Here is an 11,903-nt window from a genome sequence, read left to right as displayed (position 1 = left end):
TCTTTTGAGAATGGAATTGAACGGATTACGTGTTTCACGTGAAACACAGGCACGACTCGAACATTTTGCGGCACTCTTTCAGAAATGGGCAAAAGCCATCAATCTCGTCGCGCCATCGACGCTCGATGATCTGTGGCGGCGTCATATCGCGGACAGCAGCCAGATTTTCCAGATTTACCCCGAGCCGGTTCGCTGGGTCGATCTCGGGAGCGGCGGCGGCTTTCCTGGCGTGATCACCGCGATCTTCCTGGCGGAACTACAGGATGGGTGGGTGCATCTTGTCGAAAGCAACCACAAAAAGGCAGCATTTTTGCGAACCGCACTGTGGGAGACAAATGCACGCGGGAGCGTTCATGCCATTCGAATCGAGGATGGCCATGCCGAGATCGGCGAGTGTGATGCGATTTCAGCCAGAGCCCTCGCCGACCTCGACGGACTGATCGGCTATGCAGCGCCTTGGATGCTTGGCAAGGAAAATTGTCGTGGGTTTTTTCATAAAGGCCGGGATTACCTGAGGGAAATCGACGAAGCACGTGGCCGGTGGGAATTCGATCTGTTAGAACATAAGAGCGCCGTCGAGCAGGAATCTGTTATTTTGGAAATATCGAATCTCCGGCGCTTGGTTTAACAGATCGGATATTGCGGCAATGGCTGGCGAACGACATCGGATAATCACCATCGCAAATCAGAAGGGTGGCGTTGGCAAAACGACCACCGCCATCAACCTGGCAACAGCGCTGGCCGCCATCGGCGAGCGCGTCCTGATCGTGGATCTCGATCCGCAGGGCAATGCCAGCACCGGCCTTGGCATCGACCGTCGCGATCGCAAGCTTTCCTCCTATGATCTGATGGTCGGAGAGCGCGGAATCACTGAGGTGACGCTGGAAACTGCGGTTCCCAACCTCTTCATCGTGCCATCGACCATGGATCTGCTCGGCATCGAGATGGAAATCTCGCAGCAGAGCGATCGTGTCTTTAAATTGCGGAAGGCGCTGTCGTCCGCTGAAGCCATGGCGTTTTCCTATATTCTTCTCGATTGCCCGCCTTCGTTCAACCTGCTGACGATGAATGCCATGGCAGCGGCCCATTCGGTGCTAGTGCCGCTGCAGTGCGAGTTTTTCGCGCTCGAGGGGCTGAGCCAGCTGCTCGAAACCGTCAGTCAGGTGCGCCGGACGGTCAACCCGCGGCTGGATATCCAGGGCATCGTCCTGACGATGTTCGATGCCCGCAACAATCTTGCCCAACAGGTGGTCAATGATGTGCGCACGCATCTCGGCGAGAAGGTTTACCATACGTTAATTCCGCGCAATGTCCGGGTGTCCGAGGCGCCGTCCTACGGCAAGCCGGCCATTCTTTATGATCTGAAATGCGCGGGCAGCCAGGCCTATCTGCAGCTGGCCTCCGAGGTCATTCAGCGGGAGCGCCAGAGACTGGCCGCGTAAAATCATTTCAGGATGCAGGTGAGTGTAGATCATGAATGACGATATATCGAAAAGGCGATTGGGCCGTGGCCTTGCGGCGCTGATTGGTGAAATGGATCAACCTGTTCCGGTGGAGGCTGAACGAACCGTCAGCGCCGATCGGATGATCCCGATAGAATTCGTCAGTCGCAACCCCCGCAATCCCCGTCGTTTCTTCGACGACACCGAATTGCACGATCTTGCCAGCTCCATTCGGCAGCATGGCATCGTGCAGCCGATCGTGGTGCGAACGATGGAGCGGGACCGCTATGAAATCATCGCCGGCGAACGGCGGTGGCGCGCAGCGCAGCTTGCCGGCCTGATCGAGATCCCCGTCATTATCCGCGACGTCGACGATAAAACGGCGCTCGAGATTGCCATTGTCGAAAACGTGCAGCGCGCGGATCTCAATCCTCTTGAAGAGGCGTTGGGCTATGAGCAGCTTATCGCGGAATATGGCTATACCCAGAACGATCTCGGCGAAATTATCGGTAAGAGCCGCAGCCATGTCGCTAACTCGCTGCGTTTGCTGAAACTGCCGGATCCGGTTCGCGATCTGTTGGCCGCCGGCAGTCTTTCGGCCGGACATGCGCGTGCGCTGGTGTCGACGCCCGATCCGGCAAGCCTTGCCCGCACGATCGTTGCTAAGGGCATGTCGGTGCGTGATGCCGAAAAGCTGGCGCAGAACAATATCAAGGCGCAATCAGAGCCGCAGCAGCCGGCTTTGCGCCGCGATCAAAAGGACTCGGATACGCTGGCGCTGGAACGTACGCTGTCCGATGCCCTCGGGCTCGATGTGTCAATCAATCACAAAACGAGCGGCGGCCAGATCAAAATATCCTACAAGTCGCTCGAGCAGCTCGAGGAAGTCTGCCGCTTGCTGGAACGGCGATAATCACGCCAACTTGCGACCGGATTGTAGAGTGGTGGAGAGAAGTGTTTGCATCGCAACGCTGTCTTCCAGCACCTGCCGACGCCGGCTCTGAAGAATGGCCGCCTGCAGACGGTTGGATTCACGCGCGATACTTTCCGCGGGCCACTGGCGAAGCGCCTGCTCGAGGATCGGCTTGCGGCGAAAATGCAGATGCCGTCCCATTGTCTGCATCACCTGCGGCGCCTGCAAGCGCTTTTCTTCCATCTCTGCACGCATGGTATCCAGAAGCTGGAACTGCTTCAGGCAGGCCTGCAGCACGAGAAAGATTGCCGTTCTCGAACTGCTGATCTTTTGCATAGCGTGGAGGAAGCCGTTGAGGTCGCCCCCGAGGATGGCGTCGACGGCATCATCAACAGAGATCGCGCTGGCATCGCCGATTATTTCGGTAACGTGATGTTCTTCGACCGTATCGAGGCCGCGGCAGTAGAGGGCGAGCTTGCGCACTTCATTGCGTGAAGCGATACGATCGCCGCCGATCAGTGCGATCAGCGCCTGGCGCGCCGCCGGTGTAATGCCAAGCTTTTCCGCCCCGAGTTCAGCATCGATCAAGCCGTTCAAGGCGCGGCTATCATCGGCATAAGACGGCACAGTCATGACGGCGCGCGCGGCTTCCGCGGTCTTGCGCAGCAGCGATCCCTTTTTCAAATCGCCGGCCTCGACGATCAGATAGGCGGCCTCGAGCGGTTTTTCAGCCAAGAGCGCCAGCGAATCGACAAGGTATTTCTCGTTTGCAGCGCCTCGAATCCAGATGAGTTTGTCGCCGCCGAACAGCCCAATGGATTGGGCCTCGTCAACCAGTCGCCCGGGATCCTTTTGCAGATCTGCGATATCGAGTTTTGTCAGCGAGAAAGGGTCGTCCAGCGCGACGCCGGTCTTGCCGGCGAGCTGGCCGGCGCGCTCGGATACCAGACCTCGATCCGGCCCGTAAATGACAAAAATCCGATAGTTCCGCACCGATTTCTGCAGAAAGGTTTCGAACTCGTGGGACTTGATCTCCGCCACCTGTCCGCCCTCAGCGGCTGAGGGCAGCGGCGAGATCGGCCCCTACGAATTCCGCCGTCTGATCGGCAGCGCGGTTCTCGGCATCGCGGATCGCCCTCTGCTTGGCAAATTCCTGCTCGGAGAAATCCACCAGCGCGGTCGCCTGGCGGCTGCCGGCCTTGATGACGCGACCATCGACGATGGCGCTCAGCGTATAGGTGACGGTGACGGTGACACGACCGGCGCGCGACGTATCGCCGGATTGCCGCAAGAGGGTATCGGCGACGCTCGACGTGGCCCGCAGCTCAACATGATACTGCGGATTTGCCGCTTCACCGGCGCCGCGCGACGCCAGGAAGATCAGCCGATTGCGCACCTGTTGTTCGATGCGGCCGGATGCATCGGAAAAGCCGACCGAGGACAGCTTTTCGGTGACGCCCGAGTTCTCGGAATAAAGCGGCCGGACCTGGCAGGCTGACAGAAATGTCGACGCGGCAAGGATCATGGCGATGCCGGCATTGCGGGCCAGCTTGCGAGCGATTTCAGACGACAATGTTCACAATCCTTTGGGGAACCACGATGATCTTCTTCGGTGCCTGACCGTTCAGCACATTCTTCACCGCGTCCAGTTCCAGCACGGCGTCGGTGACGGCATTCTGATCCGCATCGCGAGAAATTGTCAATTCGGCGCGCTTCTTGCCGTTGATCTGCACGGGCAGGACAACGTCGTTTTCAACGACGAGCGCTTCGACGAAACGCGGCCAGTCGGTGCGGGCAAGCAGCCCCGTATTGCCAAGCGTGGCCCAGCATTCCTCTGCAAGATGCGGTGTCATCGGGGCGACGAGCTGAATCAGAATCTCGGCCGCGTCACGCACGGCGGCACGATAGGCGATATCGCCCTCACCTGCCGCAACCCTCGTCAGCGGCGCGGCGAGCGCATTGACGAGCTCATAGATGCGGGCGACGGCCTTGTTGAACCAGAGCTTGTCGTAGTCGTTCTGAACGGCCTTCAGCGTCTTGTGCGCCGCCTGCGAGATCGCCAGCGCCTCGCCCTCGCTTGCCGGTGCGGCTGCAACGGTCGACAGGACGCCGGCTGCTTCGGAAATCAGCCGCCACAGGCGCTGGGTGAAACGGTGAGCGCCTTCGACACCCGCTTCGGACCAGATGACGTCGCGCTCCGGCGGAGAATCGGACAGCACGAAGAAGCGGGCGGTATCGGCGCCATAGGAGGCGATGATATCGTCGGGATCCACGACATTCTTCTTCGATTTCGACATCTTCTCGATCGAGCCGATGGCGACCTCCTCGCCTGTTGCCAAGAGCAGGGCACGGCGTTTGCCGTCGATCTCCTCGATCCGGATATCGGCGGGGGCCACCCATTCACGGCCGGCGCCGGCGTTGCGGCTGTAGGTCTCATGAACCACCATGCCCTGGGTGAACAAGCCCTTAAAGGGTTCGCTCGCCGCGACGTGACCGGTCTCGCGCATGGCGCGGGTAAAGAAGCGCGAATAGAGCAGATGCAGGATCGCGTGTTCGATGCCGCCGATATATTGATCGACCGGCAGCCAACGGTTAGCCGCCTCAGGATCGGTCGGCTTGCCTTCCCACGGCGCGGTAAAGCGGGTGAAATACCAGCTCGAATCGACGAAGGTGTCCATGGTATCGGTTTCGCGGCGGGCATCCTTGCCGCAATTCGGGCAGGCGACGTGACGCCAGGTCGGGTGGCGGTCGAGCGGGTTGCCCGGCTGGTCGAAGCTGACGTCGTCCGGCAATTTCACCGGCAGATCCTTCTTCGGCACCGGCACGACACCGCAGGCATCGCAATGGATGACCGGGATCGGGCAGCCCCAATAGCGCTGACGCGAAATGCCCCAGTCGCGCAGGCGGAAATTGATCTTCCGCTCAGCCACCGGCGTATTGCCGAGCGAAGCGGCCGACAGCCGGTCGGCAACGATATTGAAGGCTTCTTCGGTGGTCCTGCCGTCGAGGAAGCGCGAATTGATCATGACGCCATCGCCGTCATAGGCGGTATCGCCGACGGAAAAGCTCGCAGCGTCGCCATCGCTCGGCATGACCACGGGCACGACCGGCAGGCCGTATTTGCGGGCGAAATCGAGGTCGCGCTGGTCGCCGGAGGGGCAGCCGAAGATTGCGCCCGTGCCGTAATCCATCAGCACGAAATTGGCGATATAAACGGGCAGTTCCCAGGAGGGATCGAGCGGATGGCGCACACGGATGCCGGTGTCCAGGCCTTTCTTTTCGGCGGTCTCGAGTGCTGCGAGCGAAGTGCCGGCGCGGCGGCATTCCTCGCAGAAGGCCTCGATCTCGGCGTTCGTGGCGGCGGCATCCTTGGCCAGCGGATGGTCGGCGGAAATCGCCAGGAAGGAGGCGCCGAACAGCGTATCCGGCCGGGTGGTATAGACGGTAATCTCGGATTCGCCGGCCGGCGCCGTTTCCGGCACGATCTCCCAGCGAATGGTCATGCCTTCCGAACGGCCGATCCAGTTCTTCTGCATCAGGCGAACTTTTTCCGGCCACTGATCGAGCGTATCCAGCGCGTCCAGGAGGTCCTGGCTGAAATCGGTGATCTTGAAGAACCATTGCGTCAATTCGCGCTGTTCGACCAGCGCGCCGGAACGCCAGCCGCGGCCGTCGATCACCTGTTCGTTGGCGAGCACTGTGTTGTCGACCGGATCCCAATTGACCTTCGACTGCTTGCGGTAGACCAGTCCCTTCTCCAGGAAATCCAGGAAGAGATGCTGCTGGTGCTGGTAATAGTCGACGTCGCAGGTGGCGAACTCGCGGCTCCAGTCCAGCGAAAGCCCCATGGCCTTCAGCTGCGCCTTCATCGAGGCGATGTTCTGATAGGTCCAGGAGGCGGGGTGGACGCCGCGCTCCATGGCGGCGTTCTCCGCCGGCATGCCGAAGGCGTCCCAGCCCATCGGATGCAGCACGTTATAACCGCGGGCTCGCTTATAGCGGGCGACGACATCGCCCATCGCGTAGTTGCGGACATGGCCCATATGGATGCGCCCCGACGGATAGGGGAACATTTCGAGGACGTAATATTTTTCGCGCGGATCGGCGTTGTCGGTCTCGAAGACCTTGTCTTCGTTCCATTTCTGCTGCCAGCGGGGCTCGGCATCGCGCGGATTATAACGTTCGGTGGCCATTGTATTCGAAATTCCGGAAAATCAGGGGAGGTTGGTCGAGACCTTCACCATGAAACCACCGTAGCGTCAAGTTTTGCAGGCGCTGCAAGCGTCCGATCTTCATTCCGGCCGGGCGATTTCGCGGCAGCGGGTCTTGGCAAGCACAGAATGGCTGGCTAGTTCATTGCCATCACTCTCATGCTGAAATGTCGAGGCAGAACGATGGAACTTCAAGAGCGCTTGAACGACGTGCGATCGCGGATTGCCGCCGGCGAACGCCAGGCCGGCCGTGCGGCCGGCTCGGTTGGGCTTGTCGCGGTGTCGAAGACATTCGAGGCGGAGGCGATCCGCCCGGCGATCGAAGCCGGTCAGCGCATTTTCGGCGAGAACAGAGTGCAGGAAAGCCAGGGCAAATGGCCGGCGCTGAAAGCCGAACATCCCGACATCGAGCTGCATCTGATCGGGCCGCTGCAATCGAACAAGGCGGCGGACGCGGTGGCGCTTTTCGACGTGATCGAGACCGTCGATCGGGAAAAGATTGCCCGCGCCCTTGCCGAGGAGATGAAGCGGCAAGACAGGAGGCCGCGGCTTTACGTCCAGGTCAATACCGGGCTCGAGCCGCAGAAGGCCGGCATTGCCCCTGACGACACGCCGGCCTTCGTCTCGCTTTGCCGTGGCGATCTCGGCCTTTCCATCGAAGGTCTGATGTGCATTCCGCCGGCCGAGGAAAATCCCGGACCGCATTTTGCCCTGCTGGCAAAGCTCGCGTCGAAATGCGGCGTTGAGAAACTCTCCATGGGCATGTCGGGCGATTACGAGACAGCGATCGCCTTCGGCGCCACCAGCGTCCGCGTCGGATCGGCGATTTTCGGCGCGCGCTGATACGCTGCTTTGGTCGGGCTCCCCGTTCCGCGCAACCCGTTCTAAGCCTCTCTATGCCCGCCCAAAACTGCTGCGCACTTTTGCGCCGACATGCAGTAGACTGATCTTGCGGCTTGCATGTCCTGGGGAGGAGCAGATGCAGAACGGCTATCATCAGGCCTATGCGGCCTGGAAACGTGATCCCGAAGCCTTCTGGCGCGAAGCCGCTGCCGAGATCGACTGGTTCAAGCCGCCGGAGCGGGTGTTTTCGCCTGATGACGGTATTTACGGCCGCTGGTTTGCAGGGGCGGAAACCAATACCTGTCACAATTGCCTGGACCGGCATGTCGCGGCCGGACGCGGCGGCGAGACGGCCATCATCTACGACAGCGCCATGACCGGCGAGAAGCGCCGGTTCTCATATGGCGAGGTGCTCGGCGAGGTGAAGGCCATTGCCGCGACGCTGCTGGCGCTCGGCATCGGCCGAGGCGACCGCGTCATCCTCTATATGCCGATGCTGCCGCAGGCAGTGTTTTCGATGCTTGCCTGCGCGCGGATCGGTGCGGTCCATTCCGTGGTTTTCGGCGGGTTTGCCGCCAGCGAGCTTGCGGCCCGCATCGACGACAGCGGCGCCAGGCTGGTGATTACCGCGAGCTGCGGGCTCGAGCCTGGCCGCGTCGTCGCCTATAAGCCGCTGGTCGATCAGGCGTTCGAGATTGCGCGGGTAAAACCGGAGTACTGTCTGGTGCTGCAGCGGCCGCAGCTTCAGGCAGAACTTGTCGGCGGCCGGGATGAGGATTTCGAGGCAGCGGTGGCGCGCCATCGCGGCGCCGAAGTGGCCTGTGTTTCCGTCGAGGCGACCGATCCGCTCTACATTCTCTACACCTCCGGCACGACAGGCCAGCCGAAGGGCGTGGTGCGCGACAATGGCGGGCACATGGTCGCGCTCAACTGGTCGATGCGGAATATCTACGGCTTGACCCCGGGCGAGGTCTTCTGGACGGCGTCCGATATCGGCTGGGTCGTCGGCCATTCCTATATCGTCTACGCACCGCTGATATCGGGCGTGACGACCTTGATCTTCGAGGGAAAGCCGGTCGGCACGCCCGATGCCGGCGCATTTTGGCGCGTCGTTGCAGAGCATGACGTGCGCGTGCTCTTCACGGCGCCGACCGCCTTTCGCGCCATCCGGCGCGAGGATGGGGACGGCGAACTGATCGCGAACTACAAGATACCGAACTTGCGGGCACTGTTTCTTGCCGGCGAGCGGGCGGATCCGGAGACCCTGAAATGGGCCGAACGCATGCTTGCCATCCCCGTTATCGACCACTGGTGGCAGACGGAGACCGGCTGGCCGATCGCCGCAAATCCGCTCGGCCTCGGCGCGCTGCCCGTCAAGCATGGTTCGCCGGCGCTGCCGATGCCGGGCTACGAGGTGGCGGTGCTCGACGATGCCGGCCATCCGATCGAGGCAGGAACGCTCGGCAATATCGTCATCAAGCTGCCCCTGCCGCCCGGCTGCCTGCCGACCCTCTGGCATGCGGACGATCGTTTCCGATCGGCCTATCTCGGCGAGTTTCCCGGTTATTACAAAACCGCCGACGCCGGCTATGTCGACGAAGACGGCTACCTCTTCATCATGTCGCGGACCGACGACATCATCAATTGCGCCGGTCATCGGCTCTCGACAGGTGCGATGGAGGAGGTTTGCGCGCGTCACCCCGATGTCGCCGAATGCGCGGTTATCGGCGTGATCGATGCGCTGAAGGGTCAGGCGCCCTGCGGTTTCCTGGTGCTGAAGCGGAGTGTCGCTCGCGAATCGGCGGGGATCGAATCAGAAGTGGTGGCGATGATTCGCGATCAGATCGGGCCTGTCGCCGCCTTCAAGACGGCCATCACCGTCAACCGCCTGCCGAAGACCCGATCGGGCAAGATCCTGCGCGGCACGATGCAGAAAATTGCCGACGGCATACCCTGGAAAATGCCTGCAACCATTGATGATCCGGCGATTCTGGAGGAGATCGCCGAGGCGCTGCGCAAGCGCGGTTTCGGCTCTCTGCCAATGTAAAGGTTAAGCATTTGATAAGTCTAATTCAGGATTTGTTAACCATGTTGCGCAAGGATTTGTTAACGGCGAAGGCTTGCTTGACAGGCTTTGCATGATGCGCTTGCCGTTACCGGCCTGCTGCATAATCCCTTAAATCGGAATTGATTAAAGGCAAAATTAGCAGCAGTTGAAGTGCTCCGGCGTCTTTGCGCGTCTGAAAGACGCGCGGCGCTGTAGTCCGGAATGCCCCTTTCTCCGAATGTGGAACGGATCATGACGAGCATCCTCACCAACAACGCTGCCATGGCAGCGCTGCAGACTTTGCGCGGCGTAAACGATAGCCTCAAGGACACCCAGGGTCGCGTTTCCTCCGGTTATCGTGTCGAGAAGGCTGCCGACAATGCCGCATACTGGTCGATCGCAACGACCATGCGTTCCGACAACCTGGCGCTTTCTGCCGTCTCCGACGCCCTCGGCCTCGGTGCGGCCAAGGTCGATACCGCCTATGCGGCCATGGACAGCGCGCTCGACATCGTCAGCGAAATCAAGGCGAAGATCGTTGCCGCCACGGAAAAGGGCGTCGACAAGACAAAGATCCAGCAGGAACTCGACCAGCTGCAGGAGCAGCTGCTCAGCATTGCCCAATCCGCATCCTTCTCCGGCGAAAACTGGGTGGCCGGCGCTTCCGGAACGAAGAGCGTCGTCTCGTCCTTCGTCCGTGACGGCAGCAATGCCGTTTCGGTGAGGATGACGGACTACGTGCTCGATTCAGGGACGCTCGGCAATGTGCTCTTCGGCATGACCAGCACGGGGGCTATCGAGACGAGCAGCGGCATCATCGGGACGGCTTTCAACGGTACCTATGGCGGAACCGTCATCGTCATGCCGTCAATCTATGATCTCGACATTACCGGTTTCACCCAGGGCCAGCTCGACTCAGCCTTGACCGGGATCGAATTGGTTCTCGGCGCCATGACCGCTGCCGGTTCCGCTCTCGGATCGATCTCGACGCGCATCCAGCTGCAGGAGAATTTCGTCAGCGGTCTTCACGATTCGATCGACTCGGGCATCGGTCGCCTGGTCGATGCCGATATGGAGGAGGAATCGAGCAGGCTCTCGGCGTTGCAGACGCAGCAGCAGCTTGGCATCCAGTCGCTTTCGATCGCCAATAGCTCGGCACAGAACATCCTCACCCTGTTCCGCAGTTGATGCGGGGGCAGGCGATCCTCAATAAAAAACCCCGACGGGCGGTTCGCTCGGCGGGGTTTTCTTGATGAAATCGCTGGTATCTCAGTACTGATCTTCTTCGTCCTCGTCCTTCGGAGCCGAGCGCAGCGAGCTCAGCTTGCGGAAGACGGCGTCGGCGTCGATTTCCTTTTCCTCTTCGCGCTCGTAGCTCGGCGTGAGGCGTTCGGTTTCCTGAGCCGATTGCAGCGTCGCGCCAAGTTCGGCGGCCGTCGGCAGCGGCCGGCCCTTGGAGGCCTTTTCCACTTCCATGTCGAGATCGATCTGGCTGCAGAGGCCGAGCGTCACCGGATCCATCGGCGCGAGGTTGGCGGAGTTCCAGTGGGTGCGCTCGCGGATCTGCTCGATCGTCGATTTCGTTGTGCCGACGAGGCGGGAAATCTGCGCGTCCTTCAGCTCCGGATGGTTGCGAACGAGCCAGAGAATGGCGTTCGGGCGGTCCTGACGCTTGGAAACCGGGGTATAACGCGGGCCGCGGCGCTTGGATTCCGGCACGCGCACCTTCGGTTCGGAGAGCTTGAGCTTGTGGTTCGGATTTGCTTCGGCGCGGGCGATCTCGTCGCGGGAAAGCTGACCGGTCGAGATCGGATCGAGGCCCTTGATGCCCTGCGCCGCTTCGCCATCGGCAATCGCCTTGACCTCGAGCGGATGCAATTTGCAGAACTGCGCGATCTGATCGAAAGACAGCGCCGTGTTGTCGACAAGCCAGATGGCGGTCGCCTTCGGCATGAGCAGTGTTTGAGCCATGGATATAGTCCTTCTATCGTCCGCGCCGGTCGCGGTCCGTGGATTGTCACCACAATGTCCGGGAAATATGCCGCTATATAACTGGACTGTCGCAGAATTGCAATTCATCCGAAATCAAATGACCTTTGTCTAATTGCCGTGGCGATGCGACCTGCTATGAATTGCCCTGATTTGAAGTCCGGGCTCATAGATCGCTTGGCCCGTCGCATGTCCCATGAGGAGGAGTTCCATGTCGGAGAAGATCCATCCGGTGCCGAAGCCGGTGAAGGCGCGTGCCCTGATCGATAAGGAAAAGTACCTGAAATGGTACGAGGAAAGCGTCGAGAACCCGGACAAGTTCTGGGGCAAGCACGGCAAGCGGATCGACTGGTTCAAGCCCTATACCAAGGTCAAGAACACCTCCTTTACCGGCAAGGTCTCGATCAAGTGGTTCGAGGACGGCCAGACCAACGTCTCCTACAATTGCATCGACCGCC

The 11,903-nt window shown here is 60.6% G+C and carries 11 protein-coding genes; 7 read left to right on the top strand and 4 right to left on the bottom strand.

Annotated elements, in window-relative coordinates:
- Positions 1–10 precede the first annotated feature (10 nt).
- Genes rsmG through A7X77_RS28890 form a run of 3 tightly spaced genes read left to right on the top strand, consistent with a single transcriptional unit; the run spans position 11 to position 2,355 of the window.
- A complete protein-coding gene (gene rsmG / locus A7X77_RS28900; RefSeq protein WP_064686270.1) occupies positions 11–628 on the top strand; it encodes a 16S rRNA (guanine(527)-N(7))-methyltransferase RsmG in 618 nt (205 codons plus the stop codon).
- A 19-nt stretch (positions 629–647) separates the two neighbouring features.
- Positions 648–1,442 (top strand): ParA family protein, encoded by a 795-nt coding sequence (locus A7X77_RS28895; protein ID WP_064686269.1) that lies wholly within the window; start codon positions 648–650, stop codon positions 1,440–1,442.
- 31 nt (positions 1,443–1,473) lie between these two features.
- Entirely contained in the window at positions 1,474–2,355 is an 882-nt protein-coding gene (locus tag A7X77_RS28890; protein ID WP_064686268.1) for a ParB/RepB/Spo0J family partition protein, read from the top strand.
- Here A7X77_RS28890 and holA read toward each other — a convergent pair whose 3' ends face one another.
- From holA to leuS, 3 genes are read right to left on the bottom strand one after another with little or no spacing between them, the layout of a single operon-like run.
- Positions 2,356–3,396 (bottom strand): DNA polymerase III subunit delta, encoded by a 1,041-nt coding sequence (gene holA, locus A7X77_RS28885; RefSeq protein ID WP_064686267.1) that lies wholly within the window; start codon positions 3,394–3,396, stop codon positions 2,356–2,358.
- Between the two features lie 10 nt (positions 3,397–3,406).
- The gene (gene lptE, locus A7X77_RS28880; RefSeq protein WP_064686266.1) at positions 3,407–3,928 is read right to left on the bottom strand and encodes an LPS assembly lipoprotein LptE; all 522 of its coding nucleotides are present in this window, start codon (positions 3,926–3,928) and stop codon (positions 3,407–3,409) included.
- A complete protein-coding gene (leuS, locus tag A7X77_RS28875) occupies positions 3,918–6,548 on the bottom strand; it encodes a leucine--tRNA ligase (RefSeq protein ID WP_064686265.1) in 2,631 nt (876 codons plus the stop codon). Before leuS ends, lptE begins: the two co-directional genes overlap by 11 nt.
- Positions 6,549–6,749: 201 nt before the next feature.
- Between leuS and A7X77_RS28870 the strand changes: the two genes are divergently transcribed.
- The 3 genes from A7X77_RS28870 to A7X77_RS28860 all read left to right on the top strand — a co-directional run bounded on the left by A7X77_RS28870 (position 6,750) and on the right by A7X77_RS28860 (position 10,644).
- Positions 6,750–7,409, top strand: a complete 660-nt coding sequence (locus A7X77_RS28870; RefSeq protein WP_064686264.1) for a YggS family pyridoxal phosphate-dependent enzyme — start codon at positions 6,750–6,752, stop codon at positions 7,407–7,409.
- Positions 7,410–7,545: 136 nt separating this feature from the next.
- Complete coding sequence (locus tag A7X77_RS28865) at positions 7,546–9,456, top strand: propionyl-CoA synthetase (protein ID WP_064686263.1); 1,911 nt, start codon at positions 7,546–7,548, stop codon at positions 9,454–9,456.
- 252 nt (positions 9,457–9,708) lie between these two features.
- Positions 9,709–10,644: a flagellin gene (locus A7X77_RS28860; RefSeq protein WP_064686262.1), complete on the top strand. Its 936-nt coding sequence runs from the start codon at positions 9,709–9,711 to the stop codon at positions 10,642–10,644.
- Positions 10,645–10,725: 81 nt separating this feature from the next.
- Here A7X77_RS28860 and A7X77_RS28855 read toward each other — a convergent pair whose 3' ends face one another.
- A complete protein-coding gene (locus tag A7X77_RS28855; protein WP_064686261.1) occupies positions 10,726–11,427 on the bottom strand; it encodes a DUF1013 domain-containing protein in 702 nt (233 codons plus the stop codon).
- Positions 11,428–11,656: 229 nt separating this feature from the next.
- Between A7X77_RS28855 and A7X77_RS28850 the strand changes: the two genes are divergently transcribed.
- Positions 11,657–11,903: acetyl-coenzyme A synthetase N-terminal domain-containing protein (locus tag A7X77_RS28850; protein ID WP_280950368.1), on the top strand; the 247-nt coding region annotated here is incomplete at its 3' end.

The organism is Rhizobium bangladeshense (assembly GCF_001662075.1).
Classification (GTDB): domain Bacteria; phylum Pseudomonadota; class Alphaproteobacteria; order Rhizobiales; family Rhizobiaceae; genus Rhizobium; species Rhizobium bangladeshense_B.
Note: the sequence above shows the minus strand (reverse complement) of the source record. Positions and strands in the feature narration are given on the sequence as shown.

Bases quoted from the DNA above. Each gene is read 5' to 3' on its own strand.
- A7X77_RS28860 (WP_064686262.1), top strand. From the start codon at position 9,709: ATGACGAGCATCCTCACCAACAACGCTGCCATGGCAGCGCTGCAGACT.
- rsmG (WP_064686270.1), top strand. From the start codon at position 11: ATGGAATTGAACGGATTACGTGTTTCACGTGAAACACAGGCACGACTC.
- A7X77_RS28890 (WP_064686268.1), top strand. From the start codon at position 1,474: ATGAATGACGATATATCGAAAAGGCGATTGGGCCGTGGCCTTGCGGCG.
- A7X77_RS28865 (WP_064686263.1), top strand. From the start codon at position 7,546: ATGCAGAACGGCTATCATCAGGCCTATGCGGCCTGGAAACGTGATCCC.
- leuS (WP_064686265.1), bottom strand. From the start codon at position 6,548: ATGGCCACCGAACGTTATAATCCGCGCGATGCCGAGCCCCGCTGGCAG.
- A7X77_RS28870 (WP_064686264.1), top strand. From the start codon at position 6,750: ATGGAACTTCAAGAGCGCTTGAACGACGTGCGATCGCGGATTGCCGCC.
- A7X77_RS28855 (WP_064686261.1), bottom strand. From the start codon at position 11,427: ATGGCTCAAACACTGCTCATGCCGAAGGCGACCGCCATCTGGCTTGTC.
- A7X77_RS28895 (WP_064686269.1), top strand. From the start codon at position 648: ATGGCTGGCGAACGACATCGGATAATCACCATCGCAAATCAGAAGGGT.